The sequence below is a fragment of the Pantoea cypripedii genome, assembly GCF_002095535.1.
GTDB lineage: Bacteria > Pseudomonadota > Gammaproteobacteria > Enterobacterales > Enterobacteriaceae > Pantoea > Pantoea cypripedii.
In genome coordinates this window covers 4,325,781-4,347,589 of sequence record NZ_MLJI01000001.1, presented here as the reverse complement: position 1 = coordinate 4,347,589, position 21,809 = coordinate 4,325,781, and the positions used below count along the sequence as shown (strand labels likewise).

Below are 21,809 nucleotides of genomic sequence, written 5' to 3'. Positions count from 1 at the left end.
TAAATCGCGCCGTTACAATATAAGCCCGGTTATACCAGTTGCGTCGCCAGCAACGGCCAGCGGATATCAAAATCCGCCGTGGGGCGAAAGCGAAATTCAGAGCGAACATAGCGTGACAGCAACCCTTCGCAGAACGCCAGCAGCTGGCTGGCAAGCAGGGTTTCATCGGTCTGGAAACCTTCGCCATCACGCATCTTCTTCTCTTTCATCACCTGACGCAGCTGCACTTCAATGCGTTCGAACAGCTGATTGATGCGCCCTTGGAGGCGATCCTGTTCAAACATCAGCGCGTGGCCCGTCAGAATACGCGTCAGCCCCGGATTACGCTCACCAAATCCCAGAATCAGTTGCACGATTAAACGCAGGCGTGCTTCTGTTTCTTTTTCATCTTTCAGGATCAGATTGATGCGCGTAATCAGACTGTCTTCAATAAACTCGATCAGGCTGTCAAACATGCGCGTTTTGCTGGGAAAGTGACGATAAAGCGCCGCTTCAGAAACGCCTACATTCGCCGCCAGTTTCGCGGTGGTGATACGCTGGCTGCCATCGCTCGACTCCAGCATTTGCGCCAGTGCCTGCAAAATTTCTTCGCGTCGGTTCCGTTTCGCGACCTTTTTTTCTGCCATGACCTTCAAGACCCCTGAAATTCACCAAAAACAGGCAACACTCACGCTTCTGCCCCGTGTCCAGTGCACACAGAGCGGAAAAGAAAAAAAGGGCAGAGGCGTGAGCGAAAAGCGCGTGTTACTGACGGCCAGAGTGACCGAAGCCGCCCACGCCACGCACGCTGGCGTCAAAATCTTCCACCAGATTGAATTCGGCCTGAACCACGGGCACGAATACCAGCTGGGCCAGACGGTCACCCGGCTGGAGCGTGAAACTGTCCTGACCACGGTTCCATACCGAAACCATCAGTTGTCCCTGGTAATCTGAGTCGATCAGACCGACCAGGTTACCCAGCACGATGCCGTGCTTATGACCGAGGCCGGAGCGCGGCAGAATCACCGCGGCAAGGCTGGGATCGCCAATATGAATCGCCAGGCCGGTTGGCACCAGCACGGTGCTGCCTGGGGTGATTTCCAGCGCTTCATCCAGACAGGCGCGTAAATCCAGTCCGGCTGAACCCGAGGTTGCATAAGTTGGCAGTGGAAACTCGGTTCCCACACGCGCATCAAGAATCTTAACGTCGATTTTTTTCATCATAACGGCTGACAATCTCGTCTAATAATTGTTGGCCAAGGAGCGTCTTATCACTGAGCGGTAAGACTTTCTCTCCTTCCTGCCAAAAAAGGTGAAGAGCATTGGTGTCGCTATTGAACCCCTGGCCCGCTTTTGCCACATCGTTGGCGCAAATCAGGTCGAGATTTTTTCGTACCCGTTTTTGCCGCGCGTATTCTTCCACATTACGGGTTTCGGCAGCAAACCCGACGACATAAGGTCGCCCTGCTTTGAGTGCTGCCACACCTGCCACGATGTCGGGATTCTTCACCAGTTGCAGCGTGACGTTATCATCGCCACCCTGTTTTTTGATTTTCTCCGCGGCAATATTTGCCGCCCGGTAGTCTGCCACGGCTGCGCTGGCAATGAAAATATGTTGTTGGCTGATTTGCGCCATCACCGCCGCTTCCATCTCCTGAGCGGTGGTGACATCAACGCGCTGCACCCATGCCGGTGTCGGCAGCGTAACCGGTCCGGCCACCAGCGTCACTTTCGCGCCGCGTTTTGCCGCTGCGGCAGCAATGGCAAAACCCATTTTGCCCGAGCTGTGATTGGTGATGTAGCGTACCGGATCCAGCGCCTCACGGGTCGGGCCGGCGGTGATCATAATGTTGAGATGTTGCAGATCGTTGACGGGGGATGCCCATTCCAGCGCATGTGCCACAATGGCCAGCGGGTCGAGCATGCGACCCGGGCCAATATCACCACAGGCCTGGCTGCCGCTGTCTGGTCCCCAAATCAATATGCCACGCGCATGCAGACGTTGCAGATTCTCCTGAGTCACTGCAGCGCGATACATTTGCTGGTTCATGGCGGGCACCACCGCGATGGGGGCTGCCGTTGCCAGACAGGTGGTGGTCACCAGATCGTTAGCCATGCCTGCGGTAACGCGGGCAATCAGATCGGCGGTGGCGGGGGCCAGCACAATCAGGTCTGCCCATTTTGCCAGCTCAATATGGCCCATCGCGGCTTCGGCTGCCGGGTCGAGCAGATCATCAAACACCGGATAACCGGACACCGCCTGCAGGCTGAGTGGCGTGATAAAGGCTTTGGCCGCCTCCGTCATCATCACACGCACATCGGCACCGCGATCGCGCAAGCGTCGCACCAGTTCTGGCGCTTTATAAGCGGCAATGCCGCCACTGACACCCAGCAGAATTTTCTTTCCAGCTAATCCCGTCATTTTAATCGCCTCAACTCAAAGCAGGTTGCCGTGGCCCGGCACGACAGATGCAGCAACTTTACCACAAAATCGCCGGGTCCCCTTTTCCCCTGCCTGCGGCCTTTGCGAGGCGGCTCTGAAAACCCCTTTAACTCTCTGGCTTTCATTGGGTCAGGCACGCAGGATAGTCGTTATGCAGGGGAGCGGAGGTGAAAATGGAACTGGCACCACGAGAGAAGCTGGCGTTACATGGGGCTGAAGCATTGGATGATGAGGAGCTGCTGGCGATTTTTTTGCGCACCGGATCCAGTGGCATCAGCGTGATGCTACTGGCGCGGCAAATGCTGAATGAGTTCGGCTCGTTGTATCGCATTATGAGCGCCAGCAAAGAGGAGTTAGTGGGCATCAAAGGTGTTGGGGTCGCCAAGATGACACAGCTGATGGCCATTGCGGAGCTTGGCAGACGTTTTTTTGCCAGCCAGCTGGCGCGCGAGAACGTGATGGATAATCCCCAGGTTACGCATCACTATTTGCAAAGCGTACTGGCACACCAGGAGCGAGAAGTCTTCATGGTGCTGTTTCTCGATAACCAGCACCGTGTTTTGCAGGCGCAGAAAATGTTTTCCGGTTCGATAAGCAGCGTCGAAGTCCATCCGCGTGAAATCGTACGTGAAGCGCTGAAACTCAACGCGGCGGCGGTGATTCTGGCGCATAATCATCCCTCTGGCTCTGCCGAGCCCAGCCGGGCTGACCGTGATATTACGGAAAGAATCGCCAAAGCTTGCTCACTGCTGAATATCCGCTTGCTTGATCATCTGGTGATCGGTCATGGCGAGTTTATCTCTTTTGCTGAGCGTGGTTGGCTGTAATTTTGCGCGCTAAACTTGAGGAAACGGTGTGTTTTTACCCGATCCATAGGGATCTTTATTTGTTCGGGACTTGAGCACCAGCGCTGACCGGCGTATACTACGCCACCTTTGAGAATCTCGGGTTTGGCGTTTGGGCCAGCTTAGCGGGTTCACATGGAACTCGCCTGGGCGGGCTAAGGCCTGACGAGGCGGCCAAAACCTATGTTTTTAAAGCTCGAGCTGATTTGATTTTTGGAGAATAGACATGTCACGAGTCTGCCAGGTAACTGGAAAGCGTCCGGTGACCGGTAACAACCGTTCCCACGCATTGAACGCGACGAAACGCCGTTTCCTGCCGAACCTGCACTCACACCGTTTCTGGGTTGAGAGCGAGAAGCGCTTCGTTACTCTGCGTGTATCTGCTAAAGGTATGCGTGTTATTGATAAGAAGGGCATCGATACGGTTCTGGCCGAAATCCGCGCCCGTGGTGAGAAGTACTAAGGAACTGAATCATGGCTAAAGGTATTCGTGAGAAGATCAAGCTGGTTTCCTCTGCTGGTACAGGTCACTTCTATACCACCACGAAGAACAAACGTACTAAACCTGAGAAACTGGAACTGAAAAAGTTCGATCCGGTTGTACGTCAGCACGTGATCTACAAAGAAGCTAAAATTAAGTAATTTTAGTGTTCTGCGAAAAACCCGGCTTCGGCCGGGTTTTTTGTTTCTGCGGTTCGTTGAGGAGATGAGATGCCTGAATTACCAGAGGTAGAAACCAGCCGACGCGGTATCGAGCCCCACATGGTGGGCGAAACCATTCTGCATGCCATAGTCCGCAATTCCCGTCTGCGCTGGCCGGTTTCCAGTGAAATCCACGCGTTGAGCGACCAGCCGGTCCTGAGCGTGCAGCGTCGCGCAAAATATCTGCTGCTGGAGCTGCCCACTGGCTGGATCATCATTCACCTCGGCATGTCCGGTAGCCTGCGTATGTTGCCTGGCGAAATGCCTGCGGCGAAACATGACCACGTTGATTTGGTGATGAGCAACGGCAAAGTGCTGCGCTACACCGATCCACGTCGGTTTGGTGCCTGGCTGTGGAGTAACGACTTAGCGGGCAGCAGCGTACTGGCGCATCTCGGCCCTGAGCCGCTGAGCGATGATTTTGATGGCGACTATCTGTTTGAAAAATCACGCGGCAAACGCACGGTGATTAAGCAGTGGCTGATGGATAACAAAGTGGTGGTGGGCGTCGGTAATATTTACGCCAGCGAATCGTTGTTCACTGCCGGGATCATTCCCGATCGTCCGGCCATGAGTCTGAGCAAAGAAGAAGCCATGCTGCTGGCAAATACCATTAAGGCTGTGTTGCTGCGTTCGATTGAACAGGGCGGCACCACGCTGCGTGATTTCCTGCAAACCGACGGTAAGCCCGGTTATTTTGCGCAGGAATTACAGGTATATGGTCGGGCTGGCGAGCCATGCCGTGTCTGTGGCACGCCAATCGTCAGTGGGAAACATGGGCAACGCAGCACCTTCTGGTGTCCGCGCTGCCAGCATTAAGGCTGCGCCAGCTTGCTGAGCAGCGCCTGATGGACCACGGCAGGCAGAAATGCCTGCACATCCCCCTGGTGACGCGCCACTTCTTTGACCAGCGAAGAAGAGACAAACGAGAACCCTTCCGACGGCATCAAAAACACGCTTTCGAGGGTGGGGAGCAGATGGCGATTCATGTGCGCCAGCTGTAGCTCATATTCGAAATCAGACACCGCACGCAACCCACGTACCAGCACGTTAGCCTGCTGCGCTTTGGCAAAATTTGCCATCAGGTCGCTGAAACCCACCACCTCAACATTATCCAGATGCGTCGTTACCTGACGCGCCATATCAACGCGCTCATCAAGGCTGAACAACGGCTTTTTGCTCGGACTGGCAGCAATCGCGACCACGATATGGTCAAACATCTGCGCTGCGCGCGTGACGATATCCAGATGACCGAGGGTGATAGGATCGAAAGTGCCGGGGTAAATCGCTTTGGTGCTCATACGCGGCCTTGTGTTGAGGTGTGATGCAGCGCCCAAAGCGCCGAATATTTGTTGAAGGTGTACTGTGCGTTGACCACCGCCAGAATCCAGCCTTGTTTACCATCCAGAAAACCAGCCCGCAGCAGCAGAGTTTTCAGGAAGGCACCCAGCGTATGGCTGAAAATGGAGAACAGCCCGCAACGTTTACCGCGCTGAAAGCGCTCCTGCGCCCAGGCTTCAGCATAATTCAGTTGCTTGCGCTGGAACGCCACTAAATCGCGGCAGGTGAGATGCTGTAAATCACCCGGCAGGACGACCACGGGTGCGCCCTGGGTTTCCAGCGACTCATGCACCAGATTGTCGTTGTAGCTCAGATGACGCGGATAGAGACGCATCACGCGATCCGGATACCAGCCGCTATGGCGCATATAACGGCCAAGAAACAGGTTGCTGCGACTCAAACTATAAACGGTGTTGGCCGGTGGTTGTTGCAGAACCTGCTCGATTGCATTCCGTAGCGGCGCGGTGACACGCTCATCGGCATCGATCATCAGAATCATATCGCCGCTGGCTTTCGCCTGTGCGCGCTGACGTTGTTTGCCAAACCCGGCCCAGGCTTCGGCCTGATAAACCTGCGCACCGTGCTGGCTGGCAACGTCTGCGGTAGCATCATGGCTACCGGAATCCAGCACAATGATCTCATCCGCCCAACTGACAGAGGCCAGCGCCTCCGGCAGCAATGCAGCTTCATTTTTAGCGATCATTACCACGGAGAGGCGTTGGCGTTGCGACATTAGTGGGCTCGCGGCGGTAAATGGGGTTCGAGTAACTGTAGCAGACGCTGTAATGCGCCCTGGTTTTGATGCAGCACTTCGACCGCGTGGCGGCCATAGTAACGGCGGTAGTCATCATCCTGTAGCAGGTTGGCGACTTCCTTCTCCAGTGACACAACATCGGTAACTGTAATCAGCCCCTCGGCCTGTTGCAGCCTGGCGCAGATATCTTTGAAGTTCCAGATGTGCGGCCCCATCAGGACCGGAATAGCGTGGGCAGCCGGTTCGAGTGGATTATGTCCGCCACGTTCCACCAGGCTACCGCCAACAAAGGCCAGATCGGCAATGCCATACAACAGCATCAGTTCACCCATGGTGTCGCCAATCACTACCTGGGTAGCGCTGGATGGGATTTCGCCGCTGCTGCGCAACGTAAAGCTGAAACCGCGTTTTTGCGTCAGTTCACAGGCATCTTTAAAACGCTCCGGATGGCGCGGCACCAGAATCAGCAGCAAATCAGGGAACTGCGCCAGCAGACGACGATGCGCATCAAGCACAATCGTTTCTTCCCCATCATGGGTGCTGGTAGCAATCCACACCGGGCGACGCGGTGCCCACTGGCGGCGCAACGTGACAGCTTTGGCGGCCAGTTCTGGTGTGACGGAAATATCAAACTTCAGGCTGCCGGTCACCGCGAGATGCGAGCGCTTCAGCCCAAGGCTGAGAAAACGGTCGCCATCTTCTTCGTTCTGCGCCGCGATCAGCGTGATACTTTGCAGCAAATCGCGCATAAACCCGCCCAGCTTCTTGTAGCCTTTGGCGGAACGTTCGGACAGGCGTGCGTTGGCAATCACCAGCGGAATCTGGCGTTGATGCAGAATGCGGATAATGTTCGGCCACAGCTCGGTTTCCATGATGATCACCAGTCGTGGGTTGACCGTATCAAGGAAGCGATTGATGGCACCCGGCAGATCGTACGGCAGGTAGACGTGATGCACGTCTTTGCCAAACGCCGATTGTGCACGCTCGGAACCGGTCGGGGTCATGGTGGTGACGGTGATCGGCAGGGTCGGATAGCGATGACGCAGCGCCCGCACCAGTGGCACGGCGGCGAGGGTTTCTCCCACCGAGACGGAATGCAGCACAATACCGTTCGGCTCGACCTTGCCACTGCAATAGCCGTAGCGTTCCGCCCAGCGCTTACGATAGGCCGGGGCTTTTCGACCGCGCAGCCACAGGCGCAGCCAGATAAAAGGCTGGATCAGATAGAGCAGGGCTGTGTATAGAGTCGTCATAGTTATCGTTACGACAGGTTCGCGTCAAAAAGCATAAGAAATCAAGATGGCGGCATGTTATCAGAAACCGGGCGCCTGCTCATACCACTTCATCAAACCGGCTGTAACACTTGCTGATAAAGCGAGGTCAACGCCTGTGCCAGACGTTTTGGACCATAAGGTTCAATTCTGCGGCGTGCGGCCTCACCCAGCGCGGAATTCTGCGAAAGGGAAGGTATCGCCAGCACCGCCTCATTTAATGCCTTGATATCCAACGCATCACAAACGAATCCTTCCTGACCAGCCTGGATAAATTCGGCACCGCCACAGCCGGTGCTGGTAATCACCGCCAGGCCACAGGCCATCGCTTCCAGCACTACATTCGGAAAAGGATCGTAGAGGGTGGGCAACAGCAGCGCATCGGCGGCATGGTAGAAGGGTTGCACATCCTGCTGTACGCCAACAAAGCGTAGCCGATCGAGGCAATTCAGCTGATTCGCCAGCTGTTGATAACGCGTCAGCTGTTTATCCTGGCCGACCACAATCAGATAGCGATCGCTGCGTGCGACAGCTTCAATCGCTGCCTTTAACCCTTTGCGCTCAAAACCGGAGCCGACATAAATCATCACGGTGGCATCCTGCGGCAAACTCAGTTGCTGGCGTGATGCGTGACGTTGCGCTTCGGTCGCGGGCTGAAAGCGTTGGCTATCAATCGCGTTGTGAATAACATGGATTTTGCGGGCATCCAGCGTAAAACAACGCAAAATATCCTGCTTTACCATCTCTGAGTTACAGATCACCGCCTTCAGCGAAGGCGCATTGAACATCTCGCTTTCCGCCTGCAACACATAACGATGATAGGGACTCAGCGTGGCGCTCAGCCGCTGCCAGCCTGAGACGATGCGCGCCCGCTGTTCCAGCCAGACACGGTGTACGCCATCCCCGGCACGAAAGATATCGCATCCGGCAATGCGTTCATGGCTCTGCACAATATCAAACTTCTCCCGCTCCCAGCAGGCTCGTGCCGCCTGAGCAAAGCCCCGCTCGCGTGAAATCCGCCCGAATTTTGCCGGATTACAAATATGCAGATGCCATGCTGGATTGGGCGTGCCCTGCCAGCTGCGGGTGATGATATTCAGATCGAGTTGCTCGCTGTCGAGGGCTTCCAGCGCGCGTGAGATAAAACGCTCGGCACCGCCATCCGGACGATACTTCTGGCGGACAATCGCCAGGCGTAACTTAGTCATGCAAAAAGCTCCTTGCGGCGGCGACGACATCAGCAACCGGGATCGCCGACAGATAACGCTGGTCGGTTTTGGTATTGATCGAGTCAGGATCAGGCAGGGGGCCATAATCACCGGCCCAGATGACGCGATTGTTATTACCCCAGGGACGCCAGAACTGCAATTTTGTCGGACCAAATAGCGCCAGGCAGGGCATCTGTAGCGCCGCCGCCATATGCATTGGCGCAGAATCGACGCCAATAAACAGCCGGGCACCCGCGATTAACGCAGCCAGCTGAGGCAAAGAAAACTGGCCTGCCAGCGAAACGACGTTGTCGCTACGGCACAGCGACTGAATGCGTTCAATCATCGCCAGCTCTTTTTTATCCGGTGCGGCGGTCAGCACGATGGTGTGGCCATCAGCGGCCAGGGTGTCGACCATCTGAGCGACTTTCTCATCATCCCAGCATTTGAATTCCCAGCGAGAAGTGGGCTGTACCACCACATAAGACGCGCTGACCTGATGCTGAGCCAGCATCTGCTGCACTTTTTGTTGGTCGGCGGCGCTGAAATGCATCGAGGCTGTAGCGCCTGCGGTATTAATGCCGAGCGGAGCCAGCGCCGACATATTCTGTTCTACGGTATGTAATGTCCCGTGGTCAGCGGTGCTGACCAGCTGGTTATGGCACCAGCGCCAGAATGCGTTATCGCGTTTGTTAAAGGCGAAACCAATACGCACCGGAGCGCCGGAAAAGGCGGTGATGATGGCACTGCGCCACTGATCGGCGAGATTGATCACCAGGTCATAATGACAGGCCCGGACCGCTGAAATCAGCGCCATCTCATGGCGTAATTTCTGCCATCCGCCCTCTTTTTTCCAGTTACGATCGATAATATGCAGCTGGCGTATGGCGGGATGCGCTTCCAGCATCGGGCGCGTTTCTTTGTAGAGCAGAACGTCGATGTTGGCCTGCGGGTAACGCTGCCGGAGAGCATTAATCGCAGGGGTGGTCAGCAGCATATCACCATGATGGCGCAGCTTAATTAGCAGAATATTTTGGGGTGCAAAGTGGTCTGGAATCGGGCTCGCCATACTCAAATGATCTCAGAATTCAGTGAGCTGATTGTAGGGCAAACCCCCCAGGGGTGAAAGTCAGGTGCGGCGCTTATTTCTCTCGCCAGCGATAAATACGGCTCAGCCACAACAACAGTTGATACCATTGTTTTATACCGCGTGCATTGCGCAGCATCCGTTTGTGCGTTTGGGTGGCGAAGAGGTCATGAATCATTGCCTGACGCGCACTCGCTTCTGGCTCGCGCCTGATGCTATGACAGACGCTCAGCGCTTCATGGGTGATCTGATAATGAAACGCCGGGTAGATTCTCACCTTATGCTGGTAACGTGCATTGATCTCTTCCAGCATACGGGCAATTTTCAGATAGTGACGTTGGTAGGCCACATTACGCTCGCCGGTACGTTTACGATTGCTGATTGAGGCATCGTGCATGTAATAACGGTACAACACCTGATCGGTATAACGTACCCGCTGGGCATTCAGCATAAACTCGGTGGTCCAGGGAATGTCCTGATGGTGCAAGCCGGGTTCAAAAGTGAGTTGCTGTTGTTCGATTATTTCGCGGCGATAGATACCCAGCCACACCACATGCAAATAACGATGGGTATTCAACGCCTTGCTGAGCCACTCCGGGCCGCTGAGTACCCCGGTGCTGGTCAGGCGGTCGAGCGGAATCAGTGGTTTGGTTTGCTGGCTGGTCTGAAAAAAACGTACGGCGTTACATTGGGCGGCATCAAGATTATCCTGTTCCGCCATCTCCACTAATGTCTGATACATCGTTGGATGCATGGTGTCATCCGCATCGGGAAAGGTGACATATTTGCCGCGTGCGATAGCCAGCCCGGCATTACGTGCGCATGATACGCCACCATTGGGTTGGTGAACCACGCTGATATGCGGGTGCTGTTGTGCGTAAGTCTCTGCACGCTCCCCGGAACCATCAGTCGAACCATCGTTGACAATAATGATCTCCAGGCCGGTCAGTGTCTGGGCCAGCAGCGATTGCATAAAAGTATCCAGCATCGCTCCGGCGTTATACATCGGGGTGATGATGGAAAGGATAGGGTTGTTTGGCGACATTGTTCTGTATTGTTTTAATGAATTATTAACGAAATCCTGACATTAATTATTACCAGGCAATTCAGAACTTTTTGCACATTAATGGTCAAAAAGAGTTGGTCCCGAGGGTTTTCAGCATTTTGCGATCATTTCAGGGCCAATTTTCCGGGCAAAAGCGAGTTAACTCTGGGCAGCAACATGAAGAATATTTTAGTTATCAGGCGTGACAACATTGGCGATATGGTGTGCACCACGCCATTGCTGGAGGGGCTGAAGCAGGCCTTTCCCGACGCTAAACTGACCTTGCTGGTGAATAAAATCGCCGAAGATGTGGTGGATAATAATCCCAACGTTGATCGGTTATTTGTGTATAAAAAGGCGAAACACCGCGGCAAAAACGAAACGACGCTGGGGGTTTACTGGCAACGTGTCAAAATCATGCTCGCCTTGCGTAAAACCCGTTTCGACGCCACGATCCTGGCAAACCCGGTACCCTGCAAATACAGCCTGCGGCTGGCTAAGATGGCCGGTGCTCACAACATTATCGGCGCTGCCCAGACGGATGCCGTGCTGGATCATCCTTTCCAGAAACAAGACTTTCACGGCACTCACCAGGTGGAACACACCTATTCCTACCTTTCCGCGTTAACCCAGAACGCGCCTGAAGTGCCGCAGGTGAATCTTTATCTTTCCGCTGCGGAACGCGCGCAGGCAAGCGCGCGGGTGGCGCAATTGCTGCCTGGTGCGGGCAAAACCTACGGCGTGCACATCAGCAGTCGTAGCCCGAAACGACGCTGGCCTGTCGCTGCCTACGCAACCTTTATTCGTCAGTTGCTGCAGGATGAGCAGGCGCGTGTGTTGCTGTTCTGGTCACCTCAGGGGGCGCTGGATCCCAACGATAAAGGTGATGCGGCGCGGGCTGATGAGCTGATGCAAATGGTGGATTCCCCGCGTCTGGCGCGCTATGCCACGGCTTCTATTCGTGAATTGATCGCCGGGTTTGATTGTTGCGAGCAGATTTTATGCAGCGATGGCGGCCAGATGCATATCGCGGCGGGATTGCATAAAAAGCAGGTGGTGTTTTTTGGTGATACCAATGCACAAATCTGGCATCCGTGGTCGGGCGAGTATGAAATCATGCAGACCGCTTCGGGCGAATGTAGCGATATCTCGCCGGAAACGGTCTGGCAGGCCTGGCAGCGCCTGGCGCTACGTTAGCGGGCGGCTAAATCGACATACTGACGGCTGATAGCCGTCACGTCGTACAGGCTGAGTGTCTGTTCATTAATTGCCGGTAAATGGTCGTAAACCTCGACCATTTTACTGGCCAGCGCCTGAGCGTCGATCGGCGTCAGCATATCTGCCATCCCCGCTTTCACCAGAATTTCTTCCGGGCCACCCGGGCAGCGCGTACTGATCACCGGCGTGCCGCAAATCAGCGATTCAACAATCACGTTGCCAAAGCCTTCGCTATCGGAGCTCATCACCATCAGGCGCGCATGTTTGATATAAGGGAAAGGGTTGGACTGAAAACCGAGGAACAGCACGCGATCGGCGATATTCAGTTTCTGCGCCAGTTGTTTGGCGGCGGCAATACGTTCTTCCGTACCGGTGCCCAGCAGCACCAGTTTGGCGCGGTCAGCAAGGCCTGATTGGGCAAAGGCTTCCAGCAGGCGGTCCTGACGTTTTTGCGGGTGAATACGCGCTACGTTGATCAGATAGTCAGTACCTGCCAGATCGCAGGGTTCATCCGCGCGCTGGCGTAGCGCCTGCAAATCAAAGGGATTGTTAATCACCGCGGTTTTTGCGGTGCGTACCCCCATCACATCGACCAGATCGTCCAGCACGGCCTGGGAAACAGCAGTGATATTGCGGCCATGGTAGATGCTCGCCATCTTTTGCTTTTTGAACCAGTAATTCAGCCCCTTACGATGGCCGAGATAGGTTGACGACAGCACACCATGAATACAGAACCATAAACGTGAACGATCGATGGCCTGGCTACGCGCCACAATGCGGTCGGTTTTATGCAGATTGGAGATGATCAGGTCATATTTGCCGTTTTGCGCCTCATCCTGGCGTAAAACGTCATCCAGTTTTCTGGCGCGGCGTGACAACTCAGTCAGCTTACGCCAGGGGGCCTTGCTGTGCTGGGTGATGACGCGGTACTCGACGCCTTCCGGCAGGGCATAGGCGCAGGTCTCAGCCAGCGAGTAGAGGGTGACGTGATGCCTCATTTTATGAATCGATTCGCTAAGGGTCAGCACCACTTTCTCTGCGCCGCCGCCCGGTAAACCATCAATAATCATTAAAATGCGCATGTCACATCCAGACTGAATTGCTAAGTGAAGCGCCCTTTATACCGTTTAGGACGGCAGGGCGCTATCGCTGGCGATAATTAATCCCAGCTCAGTATCACTTTGCCCGAGTGGCCGGAACGCATCTCATCAAAGCCCTGCTGGAAGTCATCAATAGGGAAACGATGGGTGATGATGGGGGTCAGATCGAGGCCGGATTGGATCAGTGCCGCCATTTTGTACCAGGTTTCAAACATCTCGCGACCGTAGATTCCTTTGATAAACAGCCCTTTGAAAATCACCTGGTTCCAGTCAATCGCCATCTCCCCCGGCGGGATACCGAGCAGCGCGATACGGCCACCGTGGTTCATCACTTCCAGCATGCTGCGAAAGGCCGGTGGCGCGCCAGACATCTCCAGCCCGACATCAAAGCCTTCGGTCATCCCCAGAGAGGCCATCACCTCATGCAGATTCTCCTGTGCCACATTTACCGCGCGCGTCACACCCATGTTACGCGCCAGGCCGAGGCGATAGTCGTTGATGTCGGTGATCACCACATTGCGTGCGCCGACATGCTTACACACGGCGGCGGCCATGATGCCTATCGGACCCGCACCAGAAATCAGCACATCTTCGCCCACCAGATCAAACGACAGTGCGGTATGCACCGCATTGCCGAAAGGATCGAAAATAGCCGCCAGCTCGTCGGAGATGTTGTCCGGGATTTTAAAGGCATTGAAGGCCGGAATGACCAGATACTCGGCGAAGCATCCCTGACGATTGACGCCCACGCCGACGGTATTGCGGCACAGATGAGTGCGTCCGGCACGGCAGTTACGGCAGTGGCCACAGGTGATATGGCCTTCGCCCGAGACGCGGTCGCCGATGGCGAAACCTTTCACCTCCTGCCCGATGGCCACCACTTCGCCAACGTATTCGTGGCCGGTGATCATCGGTACCGGGATGGTTTTCCGTGACCAGTCGTCCCAGTTGTAGATATGGATATCGGTCCCGCAAATTGCGGTTTTGCGGATTTTTATCAGCAGGTCGTTATGGCCGGGTTCCGGAATCGGTGCATCGGTCACCATCCAGATGCCTTCTTCTGCTTTTAATTTCGCGAGTGCTTTCATTCCCGGCTCCTCAGGCGATGACGCCCAGCTGCTGACCAATACGGGTAAAGGCCGCTACCGCCTGCTCCAGCTGTGCCTGGGTATGACCGGCAGAAATCTGGGTACGAATACGCGCCTGACCTTTGGGTACGACCGGGTAGAAGAAGCCCGTTACGTAAATGCCTTCGCGTTGCAACAGGCTGGCAAATTCCTGTGCCACTTTCGCATCGCCAAGCATCACCGGAATGATGGCGTGATCGGCACCCGCCAGGGTAAATCCGGCGGCGGTCATTTGTTCGCGGAAATAGCGTGCGTTTTCCCACAGACGCTGGCGCAGGCCATCGCCTTCACTCAGCATTTCCAGTACCCGCAGCGAAGCCGCCACAATCGCCGGGGCCAGCGAGTTGGAGAACAGATACGGGCGTGAACGCTGGCGCAGCCACTCCACCACTTCTTTTTTTGCGGCGACATAACCACCAGAAGCGCCACCCAGCGCTTTGCCGAGGGTGCCGGTCAGAATGTCGACGCGGTCCATCACGTGGCAATATTCATGGGTGCCGCGCCCACAGGCACCGACAAAACCGACGGCGTGTGAATCGTCCACCATCACCAGCGCAGCAAACTCATCCGCCAGGTCGCAAATCCCCTGCAGGTTGGCAATCACGCCATCCATAGAAAACACGCCATCGGTGGCGATCAGGATATGGCGCGCGCCTTTGTCCCGCGCTTCCTGCAGACGCGCACGCAATTCGTTCATATCGTTGTTGGCATAGCGATAACGCTGCGCTTTACACAGGCGAACGCCATCAATAATCGAGGCATGATTGAGCGCATCGGAGATGATGGCATCTTCCGCGCCGAGCAGCGTTTCAAACAGGCCACCGTTGGCATCAAAACAGGAGGAAAACAGGATGGCATCTTCCATACCGAGGAAGTCCGCCAGTTTGCGTTCCAGTTGCTGGTGGATATCCTGGGTGCCGCAGATAAAGCGTACTGAGGCCATGCCGAAACCGTGGGAATCCATCCCTTCTTTAGCCGCCTGAATCAGCGTCGGATGGTTCGCCAGACCAAGATAGTTATTGGCGCAAAAATTGATGACAGTCTGACCCTGAGCAACGCTGATTTCCGCCTGCTGTGGCGAGGTAATGGTTCGTTCCTGTTTGAACAATCCTTCCTGGCGCGTTGTCTCAAGTTGCTGTTGGATTTGCGAATAGAATTGATCGGACATGATTCTGCTCCTCAGATGGCAAAATTTTGGCACATATTACTGACCGAAAAGCGGTTTAACGACGTTTCAGCCAATGAAATCTCCGTTTTGCAGCATAGTTCACGCTGCGGGCGGGAAATATGCCGGGCTTACGGAGTCATCTGGCTGTCTGGTGCGGGCTGAAATGTTATGATGATAGATATTCGTGGGTGAAACCTCCTGTTTACCCCAACTGTTTAAAGGCAAAGCACATGATTATCGTAACGGGTGGCGCTGGCATGATTGGCAGCAACATCGTCAAGGCGTTGAACGATCGCGGTCATACCGACATTCTGGTAGTGGATAATCTGAAGGATGGCACCAAGTTCGTGAATCTGGCGGATCTGGACATCTCTGATTACATGGATAAAGAGGAATTCCTCAGCTACATCATGTCCGGGGAAGATCTGGGGCCGATCGAAGCGGTATTCCATGAAGGCGCCTGCTCGTCCACCACCGAGTGGGACGGCAAGTACATGATGGATAACAACTATCAGTATTCCAAAGATCTGCTGCACTTCTGCCTCGATCGTGAAATTCCGTTCCTGTATGCCTCTTCCGCAGCCACCTACGGCGGCCGCAACGACAACTTCATCGAAGAACGTCAGTACGAGCAGCCACTGAATGTTTATGGCTACTCCAAAATGTTGTTCGACCATTATGTGCGCCAGATTCTGCCGGAAGCGGATTCACCGGTATGTGGTTTCCGTTACTTTAACGTCTACGGTCCGCGTGAAGGCCATAAAGGCAGCATGGCGAGCGTGGCTTTCCATCTCAACACGCAAATCAGCAATGGCGAAAACCCCAAGCTGTTTGAAGGCAGTGACGATTTCCGTCGCGACTTTATCCACGTTGATGACGTTGCCGCGGTGAATCTGTGGTGCTGGGAAAACGGTGTCTCCGGCATTTACAACTGCGGAACCGGTCGTGCGGAATCTTTCCAGGAAGTGGCTGATGCGGTGCTGAAATTCCATCAGCAAGGCGAGATTGAATACATCCCGTTCCCGGACAAGCTGAAAGGCCGTTACCAGGCATATACCCAGGCGGATCTGACTAAACTGCGTGCCGCAGGTTATGACAAACCGTTCAAAACCGTGGCCGTTGGTGTTGCGGAATATATGGCCTGGCTGAACCGTAACGCATAAGGAAATCGGCAGCAGCGATGAAAATTCTGGTTATTGGCCCGTCCTGGGTCGGCGATATGATGATGTCGCAAAGTCTCTATCGCACGCTCAAGGCTGAGCATCCTGAGGCTGTTATTGATGTCATGGCACCTGCCTGGTGCCGTCCGCTGCTGTCACGTATGCCGGAAGTGAATCAGGCACTGGCAATGCCACTCGGTCATGGCGCACTGGCGCTGGGTGAGCGTCGCCGTCTGGGCAAAACCTTGCAGGCCAGCGGTTACGATCGCGCCTATGTGCTGCCGAACTCTTTCAAATCGGCGCTGGTACCGTTTTTTGCCGGTATTAAACGCCGCATCGGCTGGCGTGGGGAGATGCGCTACGGCGTGCTGAATGATGTGCGCGTGCTGGATAAAGCCGCGTTTCCGCTGATGGTCGAGCGTTATGTGGCGCTTGGCTACGATAAACCCGTTGCCTCGGCGCAGCAGTTGCCGCAACCCTTGTTGTGGCCGCAGCTGAGGGTGGAGGAAGAAGAGAAGCGCATGACGGCTGCACAGTTTGCGCTCTCTGCCGATCGTCCAGCGATTGGCTTCTGCCCAGGTGCGGAGTTCGGTCCGGCAAAGCGCTGGCCGCATTATCATTATGCCGCGCTGGCGGAACAGCTGATCGGTGAAGGTTATCAGGTGGTGCTGTTTGGTTCGGCCAAAGATCGCGAGACTGGCGATACCATTATTCAGACCCTGCCCGAGGTGGCACGTACGCACTGTAAAAATCTGGCGGGTGAAACGCAGCTGGAGCAGGCGGTCATTCTGCTGGCGAACTGTGCTGCGGTGGTTAGCAACGATTCCGGCCTGATGCATATTGCAGCCGCACTTAACCGCCCGCTGGTGGCATTGTATGGCCCCAGCAGCCCCGATTTCACCCCGCCACTGTCGCATCAGGCTCGCGTTATTCGCCTGATCACCGGTTATCACAAAGTCCGCAAAGGCGATGCCGAACAGGGCTATCATCAAAGCCTGATCGACATTCAGCCCACGCGCGTGCATCAGGAATTAAGCGCTTTGCTCAACGCGGCGCAGGAGTAAACATGCACGTCCTGATTGTTAAAACTTCTTCTATGGGCGATGTCCTGCACTCACTGCCTGCGTTGACCGATGCAATGCAGGCGATTCCTGGCATTCGTTTTGATTGGGTTGTGGAAGAAAATTTTGCCCAAATCCCGGCGTGGCATCCGGCAGTAGATAAAGTGCTGCCAGTGGGGATTCGTCGCTGGCGTAAGCATTGGTTCGGTAGCCAGCAACGCGAAGAACGCGTGTTGTTTAAGCGTGAGTTACAGGCGCGCGAGTATGACGTGGTGATTGACGCACAGGGGCTGATTAAAAGCGCTGCGCTGGTCACCCGTCTGGCGAAAGGGGTGAAACATGGGCAGGATAGCCGCAGTGTCCGTGAACCCTTTGCCAGCTGGTGGTACGACAAACGCCATGAAATCAACAAGCAGCAACATGCGGTAGAACGCACGCGTGAATTGTTCGCGAAAAGCCTAGGCTATGAAAAACCTGCGACTCAGGGTGATTATGCGATTGCAGGGCATTTTCTCACGGAGCTTCCGGCAGATGCCGGGCAGTATCTGGTGTTTTTGCATGCGACAACGCGTGACAACAAACATTGGCCGGAAACTCACTGGCGTGAGCTGATTGAGTTAGTGCAACCCACCGGGTTACGCGTGAAGTTGCCCTGGGGGGCTGAGCATGAACATCAACGCGCTCTGCGCCTCGCTGAAGGGTTTGACCATGTCGAGGTACTGCCGCGTCTGACGCTGGAGCAGGTTGCCCGTCAGCTGGCTGGTGCGCGTGCGGTTGTGTCGGTGGATACGGGGTTGAGCCACCTGACGGCAGCACTGGATCGTCCAAATATTACCTTGTACGGTCCGACAGATCCGGGGCTGATTGGTGGTTATGGAAAGAATCAGTATAGTTTGAAAGCTGAGGATAATAATTTGTCTTCAGTTTTATCTGCTGTGGTATATGCCAGACTAAGCGAACTTCTCCAGTCATAAGTCAGCCAGCATCAATTCCAGCTCATTAATTTTTTATGGGCTGGAATCTATTTAACGAATCTTCAACTTAAGAATAAGATATTTTTTCTTTATGCTTAATCTGACCCTGGAGCTAAGGAAAAATTTCGAGGTTGAGGTTTGACGCAGAATATCGTACATCGCATCCTGCGATGCTTTTGATAACTGTTTTTTATGTTTATATAATAACTGAACCACATGAATAGCGGTCAGATGACGCCAGTAGCTGCCAAATTCAGCATCCATCATTAATAATGCTTGCGCCTTTAACTCAAGTTTTTCTGCCGATAATGCACTGGAAAGACTATGAGCTTGCTTGATGTAAATATAAAAAGGTCGCTGGCAGAAATAGACGTTGACTGCTTTTTTCAATATTTCAGGAATTAGCGCGATATCTTCATAACAAAAAAATGCCGGGAAATGTGAATCCCTGAATAAAGACTTATTGACTACTTTCCCAATAAAGTGACCCTGGAATTTCTTGTGAATAAGAAATTCTTCAATGGCGTTATCCTGGGTGATTTTCTGTGGGGCCTTCCATTGCCAGTTATCAAGCAGTGGAATCTCACCTTTAATTTCATAAAGGGGAGAGATAAGAATATCAATGTCATGATTTTCGAGAAAATCTATTATTTTGGCCAGAGATTTCTCATAAACCAAATCATCACCATCGACCATGGTGATGTATCCACCCTGGCATTTATCAATGGCGAAGTTTCTGACTTTTCCGATGTTTTTGAATTCAGTTCGATAATAGAAAGCGTATTCGTTTTTATCCGCAAATTCACGCAGGATATTGCTGGTTCCATCGACTGAGGCATCATCAATAAGGATCAACTCACAAGAAGATACTTTGTTGCCAACCGCCAGAAGTATACTTTCCAGAGTTTTCTTAATATGCCCTTCCAGATTATGGGCTGTGACAACAATTGATAAAACCTTACTATTCATAAAACATACCAGAACCTGTCGATGTTTATTACCTCTTCGAATTCTTAACTGAACTGAAGATGCCGTCATTCCATGAACATCTCTGAGCGATTTCTTTTTCCTCGTCGAAGTATAGCTAATATTATCGAGCCAGGAAAAAAAATTCGTATGTTTCAGAGAATAATCTTATTGGTAAGGTTTTTCCATTAGCGGAATTTCTGGGCGAATTTTGCTGAGAATTCGTGCAACTTGCTCAGCAACTCTCTCTGGTTTTATGACATCCATGATATGTGCCAGATGATCCTGTGATTTCTGACGCCCGATATAAATCATATGGTGCAACTCTGGGTTTTGCAGCGCACCGGTAGCATAAGGGTTTGCTGTGACGAATAATCCTAAGGTTGGGGTTTTTACAGTGACGGCGATGTGCAGGGGGCCGGTGTCTCCGGTCACTAATAGATCAAAATCATTAATCAGTGTGCATAATTCGGGCAGAGACGTATCACCGACCCGATTAAGAATGCGATCGTGATATTGCACAGGGACAAGATTGATAAAGGATTCAGCCCTGCCTTTATCACCGGGACCGCCGATCAACACAAAAGACAAGTTTGGAGAATGATCAAGGAGCTGATGAGTCATAGCTGCAAAGTTTTCTGGTGCCCAGCAGCGTTCCGGCGTTGAAGCACCAAGCTGCAAACCTATTGTTGGCGAAGAGAGAACCTTTTTTTCTTCGACCCGAAGGGGGAGTTTCATTTCTATATCGGAAACGTCACAGCCCAGAGCCTGAACTAATTGCAGTTTACGCTCAATAATATGACCTTTGAATGCAATGATGTAATCAATCAGCCATTTATCGCGCAGCGGTACATTGTCCTTATAGTTATCCTTGATAATGTACTTTGCTCCAGCCATGATCGCGGATAAATAATCATAAGGCTCATGCGAATGCAGCAATAAAGCCAGCTCGGCTTTTGGGAAGGATTTTAATTGCTTCAGCAAGCCGGGGATGGTGATGGCTTTATTATTCCAGAACACCAGGTTATCCCAGTCATCACCCTGCTGGAGAAACTCAGCGAATTTCTGATGGGCGATGAGTGTAATGATTGCGTCAGGATAACGTTTGCGCACAGCGCGAATCGCCGGAGTGTTAAAAAGAAAGTCGCCGAGTGCGGTGGTCGAGAAAATTAAAATGTGTGCAGGACGCAATGCTGAAAAATCGACGGATGTTTCAACCTGATGGCGTTTCACTAAATTGTGAATGACAATAGCCTTATCTAACAGCTTGGTTTTCCAGATCTTACGCATTGACTGACTCGTTCTTCATGCACTGATTATAATGAAACTTATTGGACCGGTTGATCTGGGTTAAGTTTCACTGCCGGCGATGCTGTTTGGGTATCGTTTAACCGCATTGACGATGCAATGCGGTCAGGGGAAAATTTTCCATTATCTGCGCGGCAATGGGAAGCTGCTCAGAACAAATTTGTCAGATTCCGGATGAAGGGGCTTTGCTGAATGCTCTCTGCGACCAAAGATACCGCCCGACTCTGTGGCACGGGTGACAGCGGTTTGCTGGCCTTACATACTCCTGGCGCACGGAAATGAGGAGCAGGAGTGGGCTGCGGTTTTGATGGTCCGGACCCCTGATGTAACGGCTCATTCAGCAACTGGCTGGGGCGTACCAGCGTAATATCAGCAGGCAATGTTGGTAGCATTTGCTGCAATACCCGCACGGTATTGGGATGAGGATGTCCGATGGCAATGGCATAACCATCGCGCTGTGCCAGTTTCACCGCACGGGTAAATTGTTCGCGAATTGCCGCATCACTCTGGCTGTCATCGAGAAACACTCTACGCTTCAATACCTTAACATGCGTTCCCTCGGCGGCCGGGATTGACTGGCTGTTGCCGATAGTCATGCTGTCGAGAAAGTAGAAATTGTACTGATTCAGTACCTGCATCACCTTCTGCATTCCCGGCAGGCTGGATGTCATTTTGCTGCCCATGTGGTTATTCAGGCCCACCGCATACGGCACCTTGCCAACGGCATCGTGGATAATGCGGGCAATTTCGGCACTGGACATCTCTGGCGTGAGCGTATCTTTCTCCAATGGCTGCTTGCTAAGAGGCGCCATTGGCAGATGGATAAGGACTTCATGACCACTCTGATGCGCTTTGGTCGCCATTTGTCGGGCAAAGGTGGCGTTGGGTAAGACGGCAACGGAGATGGCTGCGGGCATCTGCAACACTTTGTTCTCTTCGACCGGGCGATAGCCGAAGTCGTCAATCACAATGGAAAGTTTGCCCGCATGGGCGGAAAGTGACAAAAACAGGCCACACAACGCGGCCGGGAGTTTACGAGGTTGAAACAAAGC

The 21,809-nt window shown here is 53.5% G+C and carries 23 protein-coding genes; 8 read left to right on the top strand and 15 right to left on the bottom strand.

Annotated elements, in window-relative coordinates; all coding sequences use genetic code 11:
- Nucleotides 1-29 precede the first annotated feature (29 nt).
- The 3 genes from slmA to coaBC all read right to left on the bottom strand — a co-directional run bounded on the left by slmA (nt 30) and on the right by coaBC (nt 2,401).
- A complete protein-coding gene (slmA, locus tag HA50_RS20355) occupies nt 30-626 on the bottom strand; it encodes a nucleoid occlusion factor SlmA (protein WP_084877975.1) in 597 nt (198 codons plus the stop codon).
- A 118-nt stretch (nt 627-744) separates the two neighbouring features.
- On the bottom strand, nt 745-1,203 hold the full coding sequence (gene dut, locus HA50_RS20350; RefSeq protein ID WP_084877973.1) for a dUTP diphosphatase: 459 nt from the start codon (nt 1,201-1,203) through the stop codon (nt 745-747).
- Nucleotides 1,181-2,401, bottom strand: coding sequence for a bifunctional phosphopantothenoylcysteine decarboxylase/phosphopantothenate--cysteine ligase CoaBC (coaBC, locus tag HA50_RS20345; RefSeq protein WP_084877971.1), 1,221 nt, complete (start codon nt 2,399-2,401; stop codon nt 1,181-1,183). The genes dut and coaBC overlap by 23 nt, the downstream gene beginning before the upstream one ends.
- Before the next feature lie 194 nt (nt 2,402-2,595).
- Here coaBC and radC point away from each other — a divergent pair, with 194 nt between their 5' ends.
- The 4 genes from radC to mutM all read left to right on the top strand — a co-directional run bounded on the left by radC (nt 2,596) and on the right by mutM (nt 4,788).
- Complete coding sequence (gene radC, locus HA50_RS20340; protein ID WP_084877968.1) at nt 2,596-3,249, top strand: RadC family protein; 654 nt, start codon at nt 2,596-2,598, stop codon at nt 3,247-3,249.
- 244 nt (nt 3,250-3,493) lie between these two features.
- Nucleotides 3,494-3,730: a 50S ribosomal protein L28 gene (gene rpmB / locus HA50_RS20335; protein WP_013511031.1), complete on the top strand. Its 237-nt coding sequence runs from the start codon at nt 3,494-3,496 to the stop codon at nt 3,728-3,730.
- 11 nt (nt 3,731-3,741) lie between these two features.
- Nucleotides 3,742-3,909 carry a 50S ribosomal protein L33 gene (gene rpmG / locus HA50_RS20330; protein WP_001051798.1) on the top strand — a complete coding sequence of 56 codons (168 nt, stop codon included), beginning with the start codon at nt 3,742-3,744 and terminating at the stop codon, nt 3,907-3,909.
- A gap of 69 nt (nt 3,910-3,978) precedes the next feature.
- Nucleotides 3,979-4,788, top strand: a complete 810-nt coding sequence (gene mutM / locus HA50_RS20325; protein WP_084877966.1) for a bifunctional DNA-formamidopyrimidine glycosylase/DNA-(apurinic or apyrimidinic site) lyase — start codon at nt 3,979-3,981, stop codon at nt 4,786-4,788.
- Here the strand turns inward: mutM and coaD are convergent.
- From coaD to HA50_RS20295, 6 genes are all read right to left on the bottom strand, one after another.
- Complete coding sequence (coaD, locus tag HA50_RS20320) at nt 4,785-5,270, bottom strand: pantetheine-phosphate adenylyltransferase (RefSeq protein ID WP_084877964.1); 486 nt, start codon at nt 5,268-5,270, stop codon at nt 4,785-4,787. The two genes, mutM and coaD, sit on opposite strands and share 4 nt — an antisense overlap.
- Nucleotides 5,267-6,043: a glycosyltransferase family 2 protein gene (locus tag HA50_RS20315; protein WP_084877961.1), complete on the bottom strand. Its 777-nt coding sequence runs from the start codon at nt 6,041-6,043 to the stop codon at nt 5,267-5,269. Before HA50_RS20315 ends, coaD begins: the two co-directional genes overlap by 4 nt.
- Nucleotides 6,043-7,317, bottom strand: a complete 1,275-nt coding sequence (gene waaA, locus HA50_RS20310) for a lipid IV(A) 3-deoxy-D-manno-octulosonic acid transferase (RefSeq protein WP_084877959.1) — start codon at nt 7,315-7,317, stop codon at nt 6,043-6,045. Before waaA ends, HA50_RS20315 begins: the two co-directional genes overlap by 1 nt.
- 92 nt (nt 7,318-7,409) lie before the next feature.
- Nucleotides 7,410-8,543 carry a glycosyltransferase family 4 protein gene (locus tag HA50_RS20305; RefSeq protein ID WP_084877957.1) on the bottom strand — a complete coding sequence of 378 codons (1,134 nt, stop codon included), beginning with the start codon at nt 8,541-8,543 and terminating at the stop codon, nt 7,410-7,412.
- Nucleotides 8,536-9,612: a putative lipopolysaccharide heptosyltransferase III gene (rfaQ, locus tag HA50_RS20300; RefSeq protein WP_084877955.1), complete on the bottom strand. Its 1,077-nt coding sequence runs from the start codon at nt 9,610-9,612 to the stop codon at nt 8,536-8,538. The genes HA50_RS20305 and rfaQ overlap by 8 nt, the downstream gene beginning before the upstream one ends.
- Before the next feature lie 73 nt (nt 9,613-9,685).
- Nucleotides 9,686-10,675, bottom strand: a complete 990-nt coding sequence (locus HA50_RS20295) for a glycosyltransferase (protein WP_084877953.1) — start codon at nt 10,673-10,675, stop codon at nt 9,686-9,688.
- Nucleotides 10,676-10,852: 177 nt separating this feature from the next.
- On the opposite strand from HA50_RS20295, the gene HA50_RS20290 reads away from it, so the two are divergent.
- The gene (locus tag HA50_RS20290; RefSeq protein WP_084877951.1) at nt 10,853-11,872 is read left to right on the top strand and encodes a glycosyltransferase family 9 protein; all 1,020 of its coding nucleotides are present in this window, start codon (nt 10,853-10,855) and stop codon (nt 11,870-11,872) included.
- On the opposite strand, the gene HA50_RS20285 is transcribed toward HA50_RS20290, so the two are convergent.
- The 3 genes from HA50_RS20285 to HA50_RS20275 form a co-directional block, all read right to left on the bottom strand.
- Nucleotides 11,869-12,975 carry a glycosyltransferase gene (locus HA50_RS20285; RefSeq protein ID WP_084877949.1) on the bottom strand — a complete coding sequence of 369 codons (1,107 nt, stop codon included), beginning with the start codon at nt 12,973-12,975 and terminating at the stop codon, nt 11,869-11,871. The genes HA50_RS20290 and HA50_RS20285 overlap by 4 nt on opposite strands.
- A 77-nt stretch (nt 12,976-13,052) precedes the next feature.
- Entirely contained in the window at nt 13,053-14,081 is a 1,029-nt protein-coding gene (gene tdh / locus HA50_RS20280) for an L-threonine 3-dehydrogenase (RefSeq protein ID WP_084877947.1), read from the bottom strand.
- A 10-nt stretch (nt 14,082-14,091) separates the two neighbouring features.
- The gene (locus HA50_RS20275; RefSeq protein WP_084877945.1) at nt 14,092-15,288 is read right to left on the bottom strand and encodes a glycine C-acetyltransferase; all 1,197 of its coding nucleotides are present in this window, start codon (nt 15,286-15,288) and stop codon (nt 14,092-14,094) included.
- Nucleotides 15,289-15,518: 230 nt separating this feature from the next.
- Here HA50_RS20275 and rfaD point away from each other — a divergent pair, with 230 nt between their 5' ends.
- Genes rfaD through rfaC form a run of 3 tightly spaced genes read left to right on the top strand, consistent with a single transcriptional unit; the run spans nt 15,519 to nt 18,483 of the window.
- On the top strand, nt 15,519-16,451 hold the full coding sequence (gene rfaD / locus HA50_RS20270) for an ADP-glyceromanno-heptose 6-epimerase (RefSeq protein WP_084877942.1): 933 nt from the start codon (nt 15,519-15,521) through the stop codon (nt 16,449-16,451).
- 17 nt (nt 16,452-16,468) lie between these two features.
- Complete coding sequence (gene rfaF, locus HA50_RS20265; RefSeq protein ID WP_084877939.1) at nt 16,469-17,512, top strand: ADP-heptose--LPS heptosyltransferase RfaF; 1,044 nt, start codon at nt 16,469-16,471, stop codon at nt 17,510-17,512.
- 2 nt (nt 17,513-17,514) lie between these two features.
- Nucleotides 17,515-18,483 (top strand): lipopolysaccharide heptosyltransferase RfaC, encoded by a 969-nt coding sequence (gene rfaC / locus HA50_RS20260; RefSeq protein ID WP_084877936.1) that lies wholly within the window; start codon nt 17,515-17,517, stop codon nt 18,481-18,483.
- A 51-nt stretch (nt 18,484-18,534) separates the two neighbouring features.
- Here rfaC and HA50_RS20255 read toward each other — a convergent pair whose 3' ends face one another.
- From HA50_RS20255 to HA50_RS20245, 3 genes are all read right to left on the bottom strand, one after another.
- Nucleotides 18,535-19,452 carry a glycosyltransferase family 2 protein gene (locus HA50_RS20255; protein ID WP_158087422.1) on the bottom strand — a complete coding sequence of 306 codons (918 nt, stop codon included), beginning with the start codon at nt 19,450-19,452 and terminating at the stop codon, nt 18,535-18,537.
- Nucleotides 19,453-19,617: 165 nt separating this feature from the next.
- Nucleotides 19,618-20,739 (bottom strand): glycosyltransferase family 9 protein, encoded by a 1,122-nt coding sequence (locus HA50_RS20250; RefSeq protein WP_084877930.1) that lies wholly within the window; start codon nt 20,737-20,739, stop codon nt 19,618-19,620.
- 167 nt (nt 20,740-20,906) lie between these two features.
- Nucleotides 20,907-21,806: a divergent polysaccharide deacetylase family protein gene (locus HA50_RS20245; protein ID WP_084877928.1), complete on the bottom strand. Its 900-nt coding sequence runs from the start codon at nt 21,804-21,806 to the stop codon at nt 20,907-20,909.
- Between the last annotated feature and the right edge of the window lie 3 nt (nt 21,807-21,809).

Excerpts from the sequence above, each read along its gene's own strand:
- slmA (WP_084877975.1), bottom strand. The coding sequence starts at position 626 with ATGGCAGAAAAAAAGGTCGCGAAACGGAACCGACGCGAAGAAATTTTG.
- dut (WP_084877973.1), bottom strand. The coding sequence starts at position 1,203 with ATGATGAAAAAAATCGACGTTAAGATTCTTGATGCGCGTGTGGGAACC.
- coaBC (WP_084877971.1), bottom strand. The coding sequence starts at position 2,401 with ATGACGGGATTAGCTGGAAAGAAAATTCTGCTGGGTGTCAGTGGCGGC.
- radC (WP_084877968.1), top strand. The coding sequence starts at position 2,596 with ATGGAACTGGCACCACGAGAGAAGCTGGCGTTACATGGGGCTGAAGCA.
- rpmB (WP_013511031.1), top strand. The coding sequence starts at position 3,494 with ATGTCACGAGTCTGCCAGGTAACTGGAAAGCGTCCGGTGACCGGTAAC.
- rpmG (WP_001051798.1), top strand. The coding sequence starts at position 3,742 with ATGGCTAAAGGTATTCGTGAGAAGATCAAGCTGGTTTCCTCTGCTGGT.
- mutM (WP_084877966.1), top strand. The coding sequence starts at position 3,979 with ATGCCTGAATTACCAGAGGTAGAAACCAGCCGACGCGGTATCGAGCCC.
- coaD (WP_084877964.1), bottom strand. The coding sequence starts at position 5,270 with ATGAGCACCAAAGCGATTTACCCCGGCACTTTCGATCCTATCACCCTC.
- HA50_RS20315 (WP_084877961.1), bottom strand. The coding sequence starts at position 6,043 with ATGTCGCAACGCCAACGCCTCTCCGTGGTAATGATCGCTAAAAATGAA.
- waaA (WP_084877959.1), bottom strand. The coding sequence starts at position 7,317 with ATGACGACTCTATACACAGCCCTGCTCTATCTGATCCAGCCTTTTATC.
- HA50_RS20305 (WP_084877957.1), bottom strand. The coding sequence starts at position 8,543 with ATGACTAAGTTACGCCTGGCGATTGTCCGCCAGAAGTATCGTCCGGAT.
- rfaQ (WP_084877955.1), bottom strand. The coding sequence starts at position 9,612 with ATGGCGAGCCCGATTCCAGACCACTTTGCACCCCAAAATATTCTGCTA.
- HA50_RS20295 (WP_084877953.1), bottom strand. The coding sequence starts at position 10,675 with ATGTCGCCAAACAACCCTATCCTTTCCATCATCACCCCGATGTATAAC.
- HA50_RS20290 (WP_084877951.1), top strand. The coding sequence starts at position 10,853 with ATGAAGAATATTTTAGTTATCAGGCGTGACAACATTGGCGATATGGTG.
- HA50_RS20285 (WP_084877949.1), bottom strand. The coding sequence starts at position 12,975 with ATGCGCATTTTAATGATTATTGATGGTTTACCGGGCGGCGGCGCAGAG.
- tdh (WP_084877947.1), bottom strand. The coding sequence starts at position 14,081 with ATGAAAGCACTCGCGAAATTAAAAGCAGAAGAAGGCATCTGGATGGTG.
- HA50_RS20275 (WP_084877945.1), bottom strand. The coding sequence starts at position 15,288 with ATGTCCGATCAATTCTATTCGCAAATCCAACAGCAACTTGAGACAACG.
- rfaD (WP_084877942.1), top strand. The coding sequence starts at position 15,519 with ATGATTATCGTAACGGGTGGCGCTGGCATGATTGGCAGCAACATCGTC.
- rfaF (WP_084877939.1), top strand. The coding sequence starts at position 16,469 with ATGAAAATTCTGGTTATTGGCCCGTCCTGGGTCGGCGATATGATGATG.
- rfaC (WP_084877936.1), top strand. The coding sequence starts at position 17,515 with ATGCACGTCCTGATTGTTAAAACTTCTTCTATGGGCGATGTCCTGCAC.
- HA50_RS20255 (WP_158087422.1), bottom strand. The coding sequence starts at position 19,452 with ATGAATAGTAAGGTTTTATCAATTGTTGTCACAGCCCATAATCTGGAA.
- HA50_RS20250 (WP_084877930.1), bottom strand. The coding sequence starts at position 20,739 with ATGCGTAAGATCTGGAAAACCAAGCTGTTAGATAAGGCTATTGTCATT.